Source organism: Micromonospora sp. CNZ297, assembly GCF_007827625.1.
Window position 1 is genome coordinate 346,374 of the sequence record NZ_VISU01000001.1, and the last position, 17,838, is coordinate 364,211.

General features: G+C 75.6%; 12 protein-coding genes. 7 read left to right on the top strand and 5 right to left on the bottom strand.

Features of this window, described 5'->3' with window-relative positions; all coding sequences use genetic code 11:
* Positions 1–41: 41 nt before the first annotated feature.
* Together FB454_RS01575 and rph are read right to left on the bottom strand one after the other, a co-directional pair.
* Positions 42–410, bottom strand: a complete 369-nt coding sequence (locus FB454_RS01575) for a MerR family transcriptional regulator (protein ID WP_013286836.1) — start codon at positions 408–410, stop codon at positions 42–44.
* A 48-nt stretch (positions 411–458) separates the two neighbouring features.
* A complete protein-coding gene (gene rph / locus FB454_RS01580) occupies positions 459–3,050 on the bottom strand; it encodes a rifamycin-inactivating phosphotransferase (RefSeq protein ID WP_145822465.1) in 2,592 nt (863 codons plus the stop codon).
* Positions 3,051–3,343: 293 nt separating this feature from the next.
* Here rph and FB454_RS01585 point away from each other — a divergent pair, with 293 nt between their 5' ends.
* Together FB454_RS01585 and FB454_RS01590 are read left to right on the top strand one after the other, a co-directional pair.
* Positions 3,344–7,492 carry a SpoIIE family protein phosphatase gene (locus FB454_RS01585; protein ID WP_013286838.1) on the top strand — a complete coding sequence of 1,383 codons (4,149 nt, stop codon included), beginning with the start codon at positions 3,344–3,346 and terminating at the stop codon, positions 7,490–7,492.
* Positions 7,489–7,788 carry an STAS domain-containing protein gene (locus FB454_RS01590; RefSeq protein ID WP_013286839.1) on the top strand — a complete coding sequence of 100 codons (300 nt, stop codon included), beginning with the start codon at positions 7,489–7,491 and terminating at the stop codon, positions 7,786–7,788. The genes FB454_RS01585 and FB454_RS01590 overlap by 4 nt, the downstream gene beginning before the upstream one ends.
* Before the next feature lie 76 nt (positions 7,789–7,864).
* On the opposite strand, the gene FB454_RS01595 is transcribed toward FB454_RS01590, so the two are convergent.
* Positions 7,865–8,746 carry a universal stress protein gene (locus tag FB454_RS01595; RefSeq protein WP_013286840.1) on the bottom strand — a complete coding sequence of 294 codons (882 nt, stop codon included), beginning with the start codon at positions 8,744–8,746 and terminating at the stop codon, positions 7,865–7,867.
* A 33-nt stretch (positions 8,747–8,779) separates the two neighbouring features.
* Positions 8,780–11,440, bottom strand: coding sequence for a cation-translocating P-type ATPase (locus FB454_RS01600; protein WP_071094576.1), 2,661 nt, complete (start codon positions 11,438–11,440; stop codon positions 8,780–8,782).
* 110 nt (positions 11,441–11,550) lie between these two features.
* On the opposite strand from FB454_RS01600, the gene FB454_RS01605 reads away from it, so the two are divergent.
* From FB454_RS01605 to FB454_RS01620, 4 genes are all read left to right on the top strand, one after another.
* Positions 11,551–12,363: a hypothetical protein gene (locus FB454_RS01605; protein ID WP_236619277.1), complete on the top strand. Its 813-nt coding sequence runs from the start codon at positions 11,551–11,553 to the stop codon at positions 12,361–12,363.
* Positions 12,364–12,404: 41 nt separating this feature from the next.
* Positions 12,405–12,593 (top strand): hypothetical protein, encoded by a 189-nt coding sequence (locus FB454_RS01610; protein ID WP_013286843.1) that lies wholly within the window; start codon positions 12,405–12,407, stop codon positions 12,591–12,593.
* A 33-nt stretch (positions 12,594–12,626) separates the two neighbouring features.
* Complete coding sequence (locus FB454_RS01615; protein ID WP_145822331.1) at positions 12,627–13,100, top strand: hypothetical protein; 474 nt, start codon at positions 12,627–12,629, stop codon at positions 13,098–13,100.
* Between the two features lie 79 nt (positions 13,101–13,179).
* Positions 13,180–14,400: an MFS transporter gene (locus FB454_RS01620; RefSeq protein ID WP_030268457.1), complete on the top strand. Its 1,221-nt coding sequence runs from the start codon at positions 13,180–13,182 to the stop codon at positions 14,398–14,400.
* Here the strand turns inward: FB454_RS01620 and FB454_RS01625 are convergent.
* Positions 14,328–17,102, bottom strand: a complete 2,775-nt coding sequence (locus tag FB454_RS01625; protein ID WP_145822332.1) for a LuxR family transcriptional regulator — start codon at positions 17,100–17,102, stop codon at positions 14,328–14,330. The two genes, FB454_RS01620 and FB454_RS01625, sit on opposite strands and share 73 nt — an antisense overlap.
* 194 nt (positions 17,103–17,296) lie before the next feature.
* On the opposite strand from FB454_RS01625, the gene FB454_RS01630 reads away from it, so the two are divergent.
* The gene (locus FB454_RS01630; RefSeq protein ID WP_013286848.1) at positions 17,297–17,818 is read left to right on the top strand and encodes an RICIN domain-containing protein; all 522 of its coding nucleotides are present in this window, start codon (positions 17,297–17,299) and stop codon (positions 17,816–17,818) included.
* Positions 17,819–17,838 lie beyond the last annotated feature (20 nt).

Below are 17,838 nucleotides of genomic sequence, written 5' to 3' on the forward strand. Positions count from 1 at the left end.
ACCCGACGCTAGGAGTTGACACCGGTGTCAAGGGCAAGCGCTCAGGCGGCCGGATCCCGGGTGTCCTCGGTCACTGTCATGTCGGACACCACGTCGTCGAGCACCGCGACGGCGTGCGCGAGCCGTGCCATCTCGGCTGTCATCCGGGTCCGCTCCTCGCGCAGCCGGTCGGTGAGCCACGAGGTGCGGACCTCCGGATCGGTCACGCAGGGCAGCAGCTCGGCCATCCGGCGGCTGCTCAGCCCGGCGTCGAACAGCCGCTGGATGAGCCGGACCCGGTCCACGGCCGACTCGGCGAAGACCCGCTGCCCGCTCGCGGTGCGCACGGCGGCGAGCAGCCCCTGCTGCTCGTAGTACCGGATGGACCGGGCGCTCACCCCGGTCCGCGCCGACAGCTCCCCGATCCGCATCGCGCCTCCCCGCTCGCCGGACCTCCATCATCGAGCATGCCGCGCCGGTCAGGACAGCAGCTCGACGTACCCGTCGGTGCCGTGCACGCGGATCCGCCCACCGTCCGGGATCAGCCGGGTCGCGTCCGGCACCGCCACCACTGCGGGCAGGCCGTACTCACGGGCGATCACCGCGCCGTGCGTCATCAGCCCGCCGACCTCCGTCACCAGGCCCGCGACGGCCACGAACAGCGGCGTCCAGCTCGGGTCGGTGTGTGCGGTGACGAGGATGTCGCCCGGCTCCAGGTCGGCGCCGGCCAGGTCCGCCACGACCCGCGCCCGCCCCTCGACGACGCCGGCCGAGACCGCCAGCCCGGCCAGGGCGCCCGGTGGCACGTCGTCGCGCCGGTACGAGCCGTTCAGCGCCTCGCCGTCGGAGGTGAGCACCCGGGGCGGGGTGAGCGCCCGGTGCGCCCGGAACTCCTCCCGGCGGCTGCGGATCAGCGCGGCGTCCACAGAGCCGGTGGCCGCGACCTCGCGGAACTCGTCGAAGGTGAGGTAGAAGACGTCCTCCGGACCGGCGAGCACACCGGCGCGCACCAGCCGGCGGGCCTCGCCCATCAGCGCCTGCTTGTAGACGGCGTAACGGCTCACGATGTCGTACTTCGGGTACTCCCGGTAGCCGGCGAACGTCCGTACCCGCTCGATCACGGCCTGCGTCTCGGCGGCCCTGCGCTCGCCGTCGGGGAGCGCGCGCAGGCGGTCCAGCACCTCCCGGGCCTTCGCCTCGGCCCGCTCCCGGCCCTGGGCGAAGCGGCGCGCAGCGGCGCCCGGGGCGAAGGTGCGGACGTTGTCCAGGATCAGCGGGACGAGCGTGGCCGGGTGCTCGCTCCACCGTGGCCGGGTGATGTCGATCTCGCCGACGCAGCGCATGCCGTACCGGTCGAGGTAGCCGGCGATGGCGTCGCGCGCCTCGACGCCGCCGGGCAGCTTCGGCAGCTCGTCCAGGAACCCGTCGCCGGCGGCGTCCCGCAGGAACGCCACCACCTCTGGGTACGCGCGGACCACGTCCGCCACGTCGAGCAGCGCCAGGCCCATCTCGGCGGTGACGTTGCCGGGCGCGGAGAGCGTGAGCGTGTCGGCGGCGTCGCGTTCGCCGAGCCACTCCCCCAGCTTGTCGTTGAGCCACCAGGTGGCCTGCATTCCCGCCATGATCACCTGGGCGCTCACCGGATCGGTGAGCACCCGCTTGTGCTCGGCGAACGCCTCGACCAGGAAGTCGAACAGCTCGGGTCCGGAGCGGCCGCGGACGTCGCGGCGCAGGGCGGCGAGAGACTCCCGGCTGCGTTCGACGAGCGTGGTGACGATCGCCGGGTCGGTGTCGATCGAGGGCGGCGGGCCGCCCACGGGCGGGCCGGCCGGGGCCGGGTCCGGCGCGGCCGGTACGACGTCCCGGGCGAGGACCGTGTCCAGCGCGTCCCGGGTGAGCGGGTCGGCCCGGCCGATCATGCCCAGGAACGCGGTACGACCCGCCGGGGTGGACAGGTGCGGCGTGGCGTCGACGAACAGCCGCCCACCCGCCTCGTGCATCGGCGCCATGGCGGTCAGCCGCCACATCGACAGGCCCAGCGGCTTCATCGCGTCGGTCATCATCTGTTGGTGGCCGACCGACAGGTAGACGTGGAACCGCCCGTCGGCGGCCGCCGGCACCGGGAACAGCGTGGTGATCGGCCGGCTCTGGAGGATGTGGATGTCGTCGCCGGTCAGGGCCCGCTCGATGTCCTGCGGGCACCCGAAGCGCGCCTCGATCCGCCGTCCCAGCGCGGCGAGGCGTACCGCCTGCGCGTCGGTCAGCGCGGGCTGGGCCTGCCGCGCCGGGTCGACTGGCGTCTCCCGGGTGCCGCCGCCGGGCACCGCGTGCACCGCCCGCGCCTTCGCGCCGATCGTCCGGCCGGCCACCGCGCCGTCGCGCACCGTGAAGACGTCCGGGTTCACCAGGCCGGAGACCAGGGCCTCACCGAGACCGAAGCCGGCCTCCACCGAGACCACCGTCCGGTTCCCGGTCACCGGGTCGGCGGTGAACATGATCCCGGCCGCGTCCGGGACGACCATCAGCTGCACCACCACGGCCATGTCCACGGCACGGTCGTCGATGCCGTGGCGCCGCCGGTAGGTCACCCCCCGGTCGGTGAACAGCGAGGCCCAGCAGCGGCTCACGTGCCGCAGCACCTCGGCCGTGCCGACCACGTTCAGGTAGGTGTCCTGCTGGCCCGCGAACGAGGCGGTCGGCAGGTCCTCGGCGGTCGCGCTCGACCGCACGGCGTACGCGGCGTCCGCGCCGAGCCCGGCCAGCGCGGCGGTGACCGCCGCCGCGACGTCGCCCGGTAGCGCGGTCCGCTCGACGACGCGACGCACCTCGGCTGCGGCCGTCCGGAGCGCCGCCGGGTCGTCCGCGTCCGCGCGGGCGAGCCGGTCCAGCGGGCCGGCCAGCGACGGCGTCCGCGCCACCAGCCGGAAGGCGTCGGTGGTGACGCAGAAACCCGGGGGTACGCGCACCCCGTCGATCCGCGTCAACGCCCCCAGGTGCGCGCCCTTGCCGCCGACCGCGGCGATCCGCGTCTCGTCGACCTCGTGCAGTTGCCACACGTACCGTCCGGTCATGCCGTGCCCCCGTTTTCGCAGCTCGACCCGCATCGGCCGCTGATTCTGCGGCATCACCGGGGCCTTGCGGCAAGACCCGGGGTGCGATATACGTTGATAGTGGCGAGGAGAGGTGTCTCCTTGCCTTTCGTTTTGCCGCACCACGAACCCCTTCCCTGACCCGCTGCCGTCACGTGAGTCAGATCTCCCCGCCCCGGGTGGAGTGCCGGGGGCGCGACGGGGCAAGAAGCGACCACGAGGCCGCGACGCGGCCCGGACGAGCGGGACCGGACGGGGTGGGGGAGACTCGGGCGATGAGCGGCGCTGACACCGACCCGCGTACGCGTGCCGACGTCTTCGCCGTGGACGCGGAGATCGGGCCGGACCTGGCGCGGATCGACTGGTCGGCGCACCCCCTGGGCCCGCCGGACACCTGGCCGCAGAGCCTGCGGACCGCGGTGCGGATCCTGCTGTCCTCCCGGTTCCCGATGTGGATGGCCTGGGGGCCGCAGCTCAGTTTCTTCTGTAACGCCGCCTACCGGCGGGACACGCTCGGCCGCAAGTACCCGTGGGCGCTGGGGCTGCCGGCGAACGAGGTATGGGCGGAGATCTGGGACGACATCGGCCCTCGTGTCGACACCGTGCTGCGCACCGGCGAGGCGACCTGGGACGAGGGCCTGCTGCTGTTCCTGGAGCGCGCCGGCTACCGGGAGGAGACGTACCACACGTTCTCCTACAGCCCGCTGCGCGCCGACGACGGCAGCCTGGTCGGGATGCTCTGTGTGGTCAGCGAGGACACCGAGCGGGTCATCGGCGAACGGCGGATGGCCACGCTGCGCGACCTCGGCTCGGACCCGAGCGTCATCCGCACCGAACAGGAGACGCTCGCGTTCGTCAGCCGCCAGCTGGCCCGCAACCCGCAGGACCTGCCGTTCACGCTCACCTACCTGTACGACGACGACGGCGGCGCCCGGCTGGTGGAGGCGACCGGGCTGGCGGCGGGCCATCCGGCGGCCCCCGCCACGCTGTCCCCCGGCGACCCGGCCGCGCCGTGGCCGGCCGGCGCCCTCACCGAGGGCGAGTCGGTGCGGGTCGCGCTCGACGGCCCCGCCTTCACGGACCTGCCCGCCGGTGTCTGGCCCGCCGCGCCGGCCGAGGCGCTCCTGGTGCCGCTGCGCCAGCAGGGCGGAGCGCCGTACGGGTTCCTGGTCGCCGGGCTGAACCGCTACCGGGCGCTGGACGACGGGTACCGCGGCTTCGTCGAGCTGACCGCCGGGCATCTGGCCACCGGGATCGCCAGCGCCCGCAGCTACCAGGCGCAGCAGCGGCGCGCCGAGGAACTCGCCGAGCTGGACCGCGCGAAGACCGCGTTCTTCTCCAACATCAGTCACGAGTTCCGCACCCCGCTCACCTTGATCATGGGACCGCTGGACGAGTTGCGCGGCCGGTTGCAGGGCGCCGACGAGCAGGTCCGCACCGAGCTGGACGTCATCCGCCGCAACGGGCTGCGCCTGGGCAAGCTGGTCAACAGCCTGCTCGACTTCTCCCGCATCGAGGCCGGGCGGATGCAGGCCCGCTACGAGCCGGTGGACCTGGCCGCGGTGACCGCCGACCTGGCGAGCGTCTTCCGGTCGGCTATCGAACGGGCCGGTTTGTCCTTCGAGGTCGACTGCCCGCCCCTGCCCGAGCCGGTGCACCTGGACCGCGGCATGTGGGAGAAGGTGGTGCTGAACCTGCTCAGCAACGCGCTGAAGTTCACCTTCGACGGCACGATCCGGGTGGAGCTGCGCGCCGATGGCGACGCGGCGGTGCTGCGGATCTCCGACACCGGCATCGGCGTACCCGCCGACGAGATGCCGCGCCTGTTCGAGCGGTTCCACCGCATCGAGAACGCCCGCTCCCGTTCCGACGAGGGCAGCGGCATCGGCCTGGCCCTGGTCCAGGAGCTGGTCACGCTGCACGGCGGCGACATCGACGCGTCCAGCGCGGTGGGCCGGGGCACCACCTTCACGATCCGGCTGCCGTTCGGCACCGCCCACCTGCCCGCCGACGCGCTCGCCCCGGCGGGCACCGGCCGGGCGCCGGTGTCGGCCGAGCCGTTCGTGCAGGAGGCGCTGCGCTGGCTGCCCGCCGACCCGGGCGCCGCCGTCGGCGAGGGCGACCCGGCCGAGGGGCCGGTCCAGCCGCTGCCCGGTGGGGCGCCGGCCCGGGTCCTGGTGGCCGACGACAACGCCGACATGCGGGAGTACCTCACCCGGCTGCTGCGCTCGGCCGGACACGAGGTGCGGGCCGTCGCCGACGGGCGGGCCGCGCTGGACGCCGCCCGCGCGCACACCCCCGACCTGGTGGTCAGCGACGTGATGATGCCCCGGCTCGACGGCCTGCAACTGGTGGCCGCGCTGCGCGCCGACCAGCGTACGGCCGGCACTCCGGTGCTGCTGCTGTCCGCCCGCGCCGGTCAGGAGGCCTCGATCGAGGGGTTGGAGGCCGGCGCCGACGACTACCTGGTCAAGCCGTTCCCGGCCGCCGAGCTGCTGGCCCGGGTACGCGCGAACGTGGAGCTGGCCCGGCTGCGCAACCACCACGCCCGCTGGCGTACCGCGCTCGTCGACTCGTTGCAGGAGGCGTTCTTCGTCTGCGACGAGGACGGCGCGGTGGTCGAGATCAACGCGGCGTTCACCGGCATCCTCGGGTACGGAACCGAGGACCTGCCCTACCCCGCGGTGCACCCGTGGTGGCCGGACCGGGAGGCCGAGCCCGAGGCGCACCGCCAGGTGGCAGAGGCGTTCTCGAGACTCGTGGGGCAGACCCGTGGCACGTACACCGTGCCGGTGACCCACCGCGACGGGCACCGGATCTGGATCTCGGCCGCGTTCAACCAGGTCGACGACCCGGACAGCGGCCGCCGGATGATCGTCGGCACGTTCCGCGACGTCACCGCCGAGCACTACGCCGTGCAGCGGGAGACCGCCCTGGCCGGGCTCAGCATGCGGCTGTCGCAGGCCGACGACCTCACCGACGCGCTGCACGGGGTGCTGGACGAGCTGCGCAAGCTGTGGCGGGCGGCCGGCGTGCTCACCGCCGTCTTCCGCGACCTGCCCGCCCCCGAGGTGACCGCCACCGATCCGGCGGCCCGGTGGGAGACGTTACCGCAGGAGCGCCGGCAGGCGTTGCTCGCGCTGCGGGACACCCCGCTGCTGACCCCGGTGGCGACGCGTACGCACGGCGCCGGCATCGCCGTCGAGCATCCGCACGGCACCATGGCGCTCTGGATCGACCTGGGCGAGAAGCGGCCCTTCACCGAGCAGGACCAGACGCTGCTGGCGCTGCTGGCCGGCCACATCGGGCAGGGGCTGCACCGGGTGCACCAGATCGACCAGCAGCGGGAGACCGCGCTGGCCCTGCAACGGGCGATCCTCGGCCCGGCGCAGCTCCCCGCCGGTTTCGCGGTGCGGTACTCCCCCGCCGCGATGCCGCTCAAGGTCGGCGGCGACTGGTACGACACCGTCGAGCTGCCGGACGGGCGCATCGGCATCGTGGTCGGCGACTGCGTGGGACACGGCCTTCAGGCCGCGACGGTGATGGGTCAGCTGCGCAGCGCCTGCCGTGCCCTGCTGTTGCAGGACCCGAGCCCGGCCCGGACGCTCGTGGCGCTGGACCGGTTCGCCGCGCTGCTGCCGGGGGCGTCCTGCGCCACCGTCTTCTGTGGCGTCCTCGACCCGGCCACCGGCCTGATGCGCTACTCCAGCGCCGGTCACCCACCGGCCATCGTGGTCCGCGCCGACGGCACTCCCGAACTGCTGCAGCACGGCCGGTCCCGGCCGCTGGCCGTACGCCCCGGGCAGGAACGTCCCGAGGCGGAGGCGACGGTCCCGCCGCGCGCCACCCTGATGCTCTACACCGACGGCCTGGTGGAACGCCGCCGCCAGCCGATCACCGCCGGCATCGCCCGCGCCACCGACGCCATCCAGCAGGGCCACCACGCGCCGGTCGAGGTGCTGGCGACCGAGATCATGGACCGGCTCACCCCGGACGGGGGCTACCACGACGACGTGGCCCTGCTGCTCTACCGTCACCCCGGGCCGCTGGAACTGGAGTTCCCGGCCGAGTCGACGCGCCTGGCCGAGGTCCGCACCGCGCTGCGGGGATGGCTGGACCGCTGCGGGCTGGCCCCGGCCCACGCGTACAACATCCTGGTGGCGGCCGGGGAGGCGTGCGCCAACGCGATCGAGCACGGGCACCGCGACAACCCGGGCGGCCGGATCCGGCTGCGCGCCGCCGCCACCGCCGGCGCCCTGCGCCTGAGCGTCACCGACAGCGGACACTGGCGCGACCGGGACCAGCCTCCCGACCCGCACCGCGGCCGGGGACTCGTGCTCATGCGCGCGCTGATGGACAACATCAGCGTCACTCCGGGGGCCACCGGCACCACCGTCGACATGCAGGCGAGGATCACGCCATGAGCACGTCCCTGACCCTGACCACGAGCGACAGCCCCGACGGCGTCCGCGTGCTGGCCGCCGTCGGTGAGATCGACATGAGCAACGCGTCCGCCTTCGCCGACGCGCTGGCCGAGGCCGTACGCCCCGACGGCGAGCCCCTGGTCGTGGACCTCACGAAGGTGGAGTACCTGGACAGCGCCGGGCTGGCCGCGCTGTTCCCGCACGCCGACCGGATCGCGCTGATCGCCGGCCCGCTGCTGGAGCCGCTGCTGACCATCTCCGGGCTGGCCGACCTCACCACGGTCCGCAGCGCCTGACGCCGTCGGGGCGTCAGGCGCTGTCGCGGGTCGGGCGCCGTCACGGGCTGTCGCCTGGTCGGGCGCGGTCGCGGGGTCAGGTTCCGTTGCGCACGATCACCAGCGGCGAGTGGGCGTGGTGCAGCACCGCGTGGCTGACCGAGCCGAGCAGCAGCCCGCCCAGCGCGCCCCGTCCGTGCGCGCCGACCACCACGAGCTGGGCGTCCTTCGACTCCTCCACAAGCACCCGGGCCGGGGCGCCGCGCAGCGACCGCTGCCGTACCGGCACGTCGGGGTAACGCTCGGCCCAGCCCGCGATCGACTCGGCGAGGACGCGCCGGGACTCCTCGGCGAGCGCCTCCGGGTCGTACACCAGGGGCAGGATGTCGCCGGGGCCGATCGGGGTGGGGTACAGCCAGGCGTGCACCACGATCAGCGACGCGCCCCGGCGGTCGGCCTCCTCGTACGCGTACCCGACCGCCGCGGTGGACAGCTCGGAGCCGTCCACGCCGACCACGACCGGGCCGTCGGCGCGCGCCTCGCCGCGCGTCACCAGCACCGGGCAGTGCGCGCGGGCCGACACCTGGAGCGTGACCGAGCCGATCAGCAGGCCGGCGAACCCGCCCAGACCGCGGTGGCCGAGCACGATCAGCGCCGCCTCGCGGGACTCGGCGACCAGCACCGCCGCCGGCGCGCCGTCGACCACCACGCCGGTGACAGGCACGTCCGGGGCGACCTTGCCGGCCTCGGCGACCGCCTCGGCGACGACCCGTTCGGCCTGGTTGCGCAGGCCGGCGCCGGCGGGCGCGCCCGGGGCCGGGGTGAGCGGCGCGCGGGTCAGCGGCCAGATGAAGGCGTGCACCACCTGCAGCGGCCGGTTCCGGTCGGCGGCCTCGCGGGCGGCCACCCGGACCGCGTCCAGCGAGGCGGCGGAGCCGTCCACGCCCACCACGACGGGGGCCTGCGAGTGGATCGTCATGTCGTCCTCCTTCACTCGTCCTCAGCCTGCCGGTCAGGCGGCCGGCCCGGCAGGGCCGGCGGGCCCGGCGTGGGGGCCGTTGGTCCCGCGGAAGCGGCGGGTCAGCCGCAGCACCAGCCCGGGCAGCACGCCGATCGCGGCGCAGGCGAGCAGGTCGAGCGCGCTGAGCGGCGAGGTGCCGAGCAGCTCGCGCAGGGGCGGCAGCAGCACGCCCGCCACCTGGAGCACAGCGGAGATCGCTACCGCCACCGGCAGCGCGAGGTTGCGCTCGCGCGAACCCGGGGTACGGATCGCGCGGACCGCCAGCGCCACGCCGAGCTGGGCGAGGCCGAGGACCACGAACACCACCGACTGCCACGGCCGGTCGGCCGCCGCGGCCCACACCCCGGCGCCGAGCGTCGCCGCGGCGATCAGCCCGCCGGTGACCAGCACGTCCCGGCCCAGGCCGGCGCCGAGCACCGACTCCTGCGGCGAGCGGGGCGGCCGGCGCAGCGTGCCCGGCTCGGCCGGTTCCGCGCCGAGCGCCACACCGGGTACGCCGTGGGTGAGCAGGTTGATCCAGAGGATCTGCGCCGGCAGCAGCGGCACCGGCAGGCCGAACAGCGGGCCGAGCAGCATCACCGCGATCTCGGCGACGCCACCGGCGAGCGCGTAGCGCAGGAACCGGCGGATGTTGTCGTAGATCCGGCGGCCCTCGCCGATGGCGGTCGCCACGGTGGTCAGGTCGTCGTCGACGAGGACCAGGTCGGAGGCCTGCCGGGCCACCTCGGTGCCGCCGCCCATGGCCACGCCGATGTCCGCGCGGCGCAGCGCCGGAGCGTCGTTGACGCCGTCGCCGGTCATCGCCACCACGTGCCCCCGGTTCTGGAGGCCGGCGATGATGTCGAGCTTCTGTTCCGGCTGGGTCCGCGCGTACACCCGGGTCTCGGGGTGGGCGCGGCCCGGGTCGCCGTCGTCGCCGTTGGCGAGCGGGTCGCCGTCGCGCCAGAGCCCGAGCCGTCCGCCGATGGCGGCGGCGGTCGCCGGGTGGTCGCCGGTGATGAGGACCAGCCGGATGCCGGCCTCCTCGAAGCCCGCGGCGATGCCGGGGGCCGCGGCGCGCAGCGGGTCGCCGACCGCGACCAGGCCCAGGGGGCGCAGGCCGGTCGGCCGGGCCGGGTCGGGCAGGGTGTCGACCACCGCGGAGGCCACCGCCAGCACCCGCAGCCCTTCGGTGGCGAGCCGGTGCGCGGCGCCGGTCAGCTCGGCCAGTTCCGCGGCGTCGGCGTCCACCAGCGGCGCGGCCAGCAGGTTCTCCGGCGCGCCCTTGCAGACCACCAGGTAGCGCCCGTCGCAGCGGCGGTGCACCGTGGTCATGCGGCGCAGGTCCTGGTCGAACGGGGCCTCCGCCACGCGGGGCCAGGCGTCGCGGGTGGTGTCCGGGTCCAGGCCGCAGCGGGCGCCGAACGTGACGAGCGCCGCCTCCAGCGGGTCACCGATCGCCGTCCACTCGGGCCGTTCGTCGGTCGGCGGCGTCACTGTGGCGTCGTTGCAGAGCAGCCCGGCGCGGGCGAGAGCGCGCAGCTCGTCGGGGGCGCTCACCGGCTCGCCGCGGTGGTGCACCTCGCCGTCGGGCGCGTAGCCGGTGCCGGTGACGGCGTAGCGGTCCCGGCCGGGGACGACCGCGTACTGCACCGCCATGCGGCCCTCGGTGAGCGTGCCGGTCTTGTCGGAGGCGATCACGGTGACCGAGCCGAGGGTCTCCACCGCGTGCAGCCGGCGGGGGATGGCGCGGCTGCCGGCCATCCGGCGCGCACCCAGGGCGAGCGCCAGCGTGACGACGGCGGGCAGCGACTCCGGTACGGCCGCCACCACGAGGCTGACGGCGGTGACGGCCATCTGCGTGACCGGCCGCCCGTCGAGCACGCCGATGGCGAAGACCAGCCCGGAGAGCACCACGGCGGTCAGGCCGAGCACCCGGCCGAGCGAGGACAGGCGTCGTTGCAGCGGGGTGGGCGCCGGCCGGGTCGCCGCGACCAGGGCGCTGATCCGGCCCAGCGCGCTCGCCGCGCCGGTGCGCGCCACGGTTCCGGTGGCGCGGCCGGTGGTGACCACGGTGCCGGCGCTGGCCTCCTCCCCCGCGACCCGGGCCACCGGCACCGACTCGCCGGTCAGCGCCGACTCGTCCAGGCTGAGGCGTACCGCGTCGGTGAGGTCCAGGTCGGCGGGTACCACGTCGCCGGCTTCCAGCCGGACCAGGTCGCCGCGCACCAGGTCGGCGGCGGGCAGCACGAGGTCACGGCCGTCGCGGACCACACGCGCGGTCGGTGCGGCGAGCCGGTCCAGCGCGGCGACGGCCCGGTCGGCGCGTACCTCCTGCACCACGCCGATCGCGGTGTTGATCAGGACGACCAGCACGATCACCGCGGTGTCCGGGTAGTCGCGCAGCAGCGTGGTCACCACGGCGGCGGCCAGCAGCAGCGCCACCAGCGGGTCGGTGAGCTGGCGGAACACCCGGCCGGCCAGCCCGCGCTTGCGCGGGGCGGCCACGGTGTTCGGGCCGTCGGCGCGCAGCCGGGCGGCCGCCTCGGCCGAGCTGAGCCCGGTCGCGGGGGCCGGAGAGATCTCGGTGGGCGTCGTCGCTGTCGCCGGCCCGCCGTTGATCACCACATCGTCCTCCATGTCGTCGCCGCCCGCGCCGGGCAATCCCAGCATGCCGCGCGAACCTACGTGGCTCGCAGGGCCGAGGGCCTGTCGGACCCGGGACCAACGGCCCCCCGCGTACGGGGCAGCGCGGCCCCCGGCTCGCCGGTAACGTCGGCGCGGTGAGCCGGACACGCAGCGCCACCGAGCCGACACCTCCGTCCCGTCACCGATGGGTCCGGTGGACGCTCGCGGTGCTCCTCCTCGCGTCGGCGGGGTGCGGGAGGGGGTTCGGGGAGGAGAGCGGCGACGCGCTGGCGCGTGACACCGCGGCGGCGGAGGCGAAGCAGCTCAACACGGAGCTGGGTCACCGCAACCGGGCGCGGGACGCCGGGTCGATCGCAGCGGCCGAGATCGTCCAGGAGCCGACGGACGCCGCGTCCGGCGGCGGTGCGACAGTCCGGCGGGAGGCGCTGGCCTGGTCCGGGCGCACCGCCGGGAACGAGCGGGCCACCGTCGACGTGCGGTTCGTGGTGACGGTGCCGGAGCAGCCGCCGGTGTCGATCGGTGGCGCGAGCAACAGCGCCGGTGAGGCCACGCGCTGCTACCGCTACGAGTTCGAGCTCTACCGCTACACGACGTACCACGAGATCGACTGTCCGAGCGGCCCCGCTCCCTCGCCGCCCACCGCCGCGCCGGTGCCGAGGGTGCCCGAGGACGGGCGGCAGCGGCTCACCGCCGTGCTGCGCACCGCCACCCCGGACACGCTTGCGGGCGCGGTGCGGGCGGCCTTCCCACAGGACTGGATCAGCGTCGACACGACAGTGCACGAGGGCGCGCTCGTCGCCGCCGTCGGCGTACCGGCCGAACGGGACTGTCTCCTGCTCGTCCGCACGCCGGCCGGGAAGATCGAGAGTCCCGGGTACGACCGGATCTGGCTGGAGCCGGGCGAGACCGGCTGCCGGACCGCCCTCTACGTGGCGCCGCCGCGCTGACGTACCGGTTTGCCACGCGGCCGCCGGGGCACCTGACGGTCATGACTGATCCGGAGCAGTTCCAGCGGCAGCAGGAGGGCGCGCTCGAGCGCGGGCAGGTGTTCCAGGACGCCGAGGGGCGGCGTACCCGGGATCCGGGCGCCGGGGCGGAGAACGCGGAGAGTGAGGCCGACCGCAACGCCGAGCGCCTGGCGCGCGGCGAGGTGGGCCCGGGCGTCCCGGAGGACTGACGTGCCAGGCCGATGTCAATGTAGCGTTGACGGGTGACCCTGGACCGCCTGTCCGAAGTCGCCGCGGCCCGGGTCCGGCTGGACGACCGCGAGCTGGACCTGATCGACCGGGCCCGGCATGACGGCGCCACCTGGGCCGACGTCGCGCGGGCGCTGGGCCTGGGCAGCCGGCAGGCCGCCGAGCAGCGCCGGCAACGCCTCGTGGCGGCCCGGCGGACCCGCCTGGCCCGGCTCGACCCGGGCGGCTCCCCCGAACTGCCCGTGCTGCGGGCGGCAGTCACCGACCTGCACCGCTGGATCGAGACGGACCGCGCGTGGGACGGGCGCTTCGCCCGCGCGGCGTTGACGCGCCGCACCTGCGCGCTCGCGCTGGACGCCCCCGCCGGGCCGCTGTACGCGCTGGCCGCGCACCTCGCCGACGACCTGGCCGGGGCGGGGCGGCGGCTGCCCGCTCCGGCACGCGACGCCGCCCGGCGCATCGCCGCCGCGCTGTCAACATCACATTGACGTACGCCCAAGGCATTGCCCCGAGACGGCTCAACTCCGGAGGATGTGAGTCCACCAGACTCAACCTCTCGGGGGATCCATGCGCCGCAACGCCGTCCTGTTCGTGGCCGTCTCGCTGCTGTCCGGCCTCGGCGGTAGCGCCATGGCCCTGGTCTCCGGCATCTGGATCCTCGATCTCACCGGTTCCACCGGGCTCGCCGCGCTGGCCGGGCTCTGCGTCTACGCCCCGACGCTGGCCGGACCGTGGCTCGGCGGCCTGCTCGACCGGGTGCCCCGGCGTCCCCTGGTGATCGGTGTCGACCTCGCGCTCGCCGCCGCGCTGCTGAGCCTGCTGGCGGTGCGAGGGCCCGGCGAGGCGTGGCTGATCTACGCCGTCTCGCTCGCCTACGGCATCGGCTACGTGCTCGTCGACGCCGGCGAGACCGCGTTGCTGCCCGCCGCGCTCCCCCCGGCCCGGCTGGCCGACGTCAACGGCTGGCGGTCGAGCGCACAGGAGGGCATGAAGCTGGTGGCGCCGCTGGCCGGGGCGGGCCTGTACGCGTGGCGGGGCGGGCACGTCGTCGCGGTGCTGGCCGCCGCCGTACCGGTGCTCGCGGCCGCCCTGTACGGCGCGTTGCGCCTGACGCGGACCGCCCCCGCTCCCCCGGCCGCACGCCCGGCGCGGGTGCGGGACGGCCTCGCCGCGCTGCTGGCCCGGCGGGCGGTGCGCGTACCCGTGGCGCTCGCGGCGGTGTCCATCGCGATGTCCGGGTTCACCACCGCAGCGCTGTACGACGTGGTGGTGACGGACCTGGCGCTGCCGTCGACGTTCCTCGGTGTGCTGGCGAGCGCGCAGGGCGGCGGGTCACTGCTCGCCGGGCTCGTCGTCGGCCGGCTCGTCCGTCGCCACGGCGAGATCACGGTCGGTGCCGCGGGCGCGGTCCTGTTCGCCGCCGGCTGTCTGGGGCGCTGCCTGCCCTGGTGGCCGGGCACTGTGGCCGCCTCGGTCGTCGTCGGTGTGGGTCTGCCGTGGACGCTCGTCGCGGCGGTCACCGCCGTGCAGACGTACACGCCGCAGGCGATGCTCGGGCGGGTCGCCGGGACCGCGAACACCGCGATGTTCGGCCCGATCACGCTGGCCATCCCGCTCGGGTCCGCGGCGGTCGCGGTCGGCGGCCGGCCGCCGCTGGTGCTCGCCGCGGTGGCGTGCCTGGCCGCGGCACTGGCGGCGGCCGTCCGGCCGCGTCGTCAACCGGCGGCCGGCGGGCCGGACAAATGGCGGATCAGCTCCGGCCGGGAACGCAGCCGCAGCTTCCGGTAGACGTTGCCGAGGTGGTACTCGACGGTCTTCGGTGACAGGAAGACCCGGGCCGCGATCTCCCGGTTCGTCAGGCCCTCCGCCACGTGCAGGGCGATCAGGCGTTCCTGGCCGGTCAGCCGGTCGACGGTCCGGTCGCCGGGCTCGGGCGGCCGCCGGCCGGTGGCGTCGATCTCGGTGCGGCACCGCCGCGCCCAGCCCTGTGCGCCGAGCGCCTCGAACAACCGCAGCGCGGCGTGCAACTGGACCCGCGCGTCCCGGCGACGGCGGGCCCGGCGCAGCCGCTGCCCGTAGCTCAGCAGCGTCCGGGCCCGTTCCAGCGGGACGACGGCGGGATCACACCGGGCCAGCGCCGCCGCGAAGACCTCGTCCAGGTCCGGTTCGCCGGCGAGCAGGCCCTCGACGCGCGCGGAGGCGGCGCGGGCGGCGGCACCACCCGTACCGGCCAGGTCGCGCAACCGCCGTGCCGACCGCTGCGGGTCGGACAGGTGCGCGTACGCCTCGGCCAGCTCGGCCGCGACGGGCAGCCACCCCGGTTCGGCGATGCCGCCGTCGCGCTGGGCCCGGCGGACCCGTTCCAGCTCGGTCACGGCGTCGTGCCAGCGCGCGCCCACCACCGCCGCGATCCCGGTGGCGTAGCGGAGCCGGACCTCGATCTCCCGGAACTCGCCCGGCAGGAGACGACGGGCGTCCTCGACGTGTGCGAGCGCCTCCGGCTCCTCGCCGAGCAGCGCCTCCACCAGGGCCAGCACGGCCAGCGCCTCCGCCCGCAGCACCGGAAGCGCCACCTGCTCGGCGATCCGGACCGCCTCGGCGGCGGCCTGGTACGCCGCGTGCAGCCGGCCGGTGCGCCACTCCAGCCCGGCGAGCCGGGGCAGGGCGTACGCCAGCAGGAACACGTCGTCGGTGGCGCGGGCCCGGTCGATCTCCGGTTCCAGCAGCGCACGCGCGGTGTCGTGTTCCCCGATCCAGCAGAACACCTCGGCCAGCTCCGCCGCCGAGCCGTCGGCGTGGCCGGCGCAGGCGGTGACCAGGGCACGGGCCGACGCGACCCCCTCGGGCAGCCCGGCCAGCACCTGCGCCGCGGCCAGCCGGATCGGCCCCTTCGGCCAGGTCGCGCCCGCGTCCGCGGCGGCCAGCTCGGCCACCCGCGCGCACAGCGGCACCATGCCGGTGACGTCCAGCCGCGCCCAGAACTGGTTGACGCGGGCGCTCATCAGCCGGGCCGCGCCGAGCGGATCCGCTTGCGCGTACGCCTGCGCGTCGGCCAGGTACGCCTCGGCGCCCGCCGTGTCACAGTGCTGCTGCGCCAGGTGGGCGAGCAACGGCTTGACCCGGCAACGCAGGTCGGCGCGCCGGGTCAGCCCGATCGCCTCCTCCCCCAGCGTGATCGCGTGCCGGCTCGCGCCCGCGTTGGCCCAGGCGCGGGACGCGGCGGCGAGCCGGGACGCGCGTACGTCCGGGTCCGGTGTGAGACGGGCGGACCGCTCGTACGCGCGCGCCTCGGCCACCACGCCGCCCCGGCGTTGCGCCCGCTCGGCGGAGTCGGCCAGCAACGCGGCGACGCCCTCGTCGGGCACTGTGGTGGCGGCCGCGAGATGCCAGGCCCGGCGGTCGGCGGTGTCGTCACCGGTGAGCGCCGCGGCCACCGCCAGGTGGGCGGCCCGCCGCCGGCCGGGGCCGGCGACCGAGTGCACAGCGGCGCGGGTCAGCGGGTGGCGGAACGTCACCTCGCGATCGGTCACCCGGATCAGCCCGGCGTCGACCGCCGGGTCCAGCACGCCCAGGCGCAGCCCGTCCGCCGCCAGGATCCGCTCCAGCAGCGCCGGGGTGGTGGCCTCGGTGACCGCGCAGGCGACGAGCGCGCGCCAGGTGTCGTCGGGGAGCCCACGGGCGTGCGCCAGGACGGTCATCTCGATGCGTTCGACGAGCACGAGAGGCTCCCGCAGCGGCAGCCACCCGTTGCGGTGCTCCTCGGACAGCGTCGCCGGCAGTTCGGTCAGCGCGAGCGGGTTGCCGGCGGTGGCCGCCGCCAGGTCGGCGGCGACCCGTGGGTCCAGGCCGGCGCGCATGGCGAGCCGGATCGCGTCGTCCCGCGGCAGACCGGTCAGCGGCAGCTCCGGCAGGCCGGGCGCGGGGAACGCGGGGGCGTCGCGGGCCGCGAAGACGACGGCGACCCGGTCCGCGAGCAGCCGCCGGGCGGTGAACAGCAGCGCCTCCGCCGAGGCCGGGTCGATCCAGTGCGCGTCGTCGACCAGGCAGAGCACCGGCGTGTCCTCGGCCGCCGTCGTGAGCAGGCTCAGCGTCGCCACGTACGCGGCGAGCCGGTTGACCGGACGGGAGCCGCCGCCGATGGCGAAGACGGTACGCAGCGCGTCGGCCTGCTGCGCGGGCAGATCGCCGAGCCGGTGCAGCAGCGGGCGCGCCAGTTGGTGCAGCGCGGAGAACGGCAGTTCCGCCTCGAACGGGGCGCCGGTGGCGCGCAGCACCCGCATCCCGGTGGACCGGGCGGCGCAGTGCTCCAGCAGCGCCGTCTTGCCGACGCCCGCCGCGCCGAGCACCACCAGGGCGCCGCCGTGACCGTCGACCGCGTCGGCCAGCAGCGCACCGAGCCGCCGGCACTCGCCGGCGCGCCCGAGCAGGGCGTCCCCGCCGGTGTCCGTGGCCGTGCCGACGGCACCGGCCGGCGCCGGACCACTGCCCATGACCGCACGCTAGCCGCCGGCGTCGTCAGGGCGGGCGGGCGCGACGCGAACCCGACAGGAGGCTCGCGCGGCCTCGTCGACTAGGAGGAACCCGGATCCGGTGGCCGTCGCGGATCCCTAGCGTCGTCCCCAGTCGTCCGGCCGGTGACCACCGGCGCATCCGGGACGGCGACACGACTCCGAGGGGAGACACCATGATCGGGAAGAGAGCCGCCGGGGTGCTGGCGGCGGGACTGCTCGCCACCGGGCTCGGGGTGGCGTCCGGCCCGCCGGCGCAGGCCGCGACCGGCCACTACGCCATCGTCAACTACGGCAGCGGCAAGTGCCTGGAGGTGGACCGGTCCGGCGCCCCGTCGTCGCTCGGCGGCCGGGTCGTGCAGCGCACCTGCGACGGCCAGGCCGTGCAGCGCTGGTCGCCGGTGGGCAGGGACACCTACACGTTCGTCAACCAGTTCAGCGGCATGTGCGTGGACGTCCGCAACGGGGTGAACGCCGACGGCACGCCGTTGCAGCAGTGGGCCTGCACCGGCACGTCGAGCATGAAGTGGACGGTCGACCCGAACTCCTTCGCGGGGGTGCACCAGATCAAGTCGCAGATCGGCGGCCGGTGCATGGACGTGCGGGGCGGATCGGACGCCGACGGCGCGACCGTCCAGATCTACCGCTGCACCGGCTTCGGCAACCCGGCCCAGGTCTGGTCGTTCGCGGCCGTCTGACCGGCGCGGATGCGGCCCGT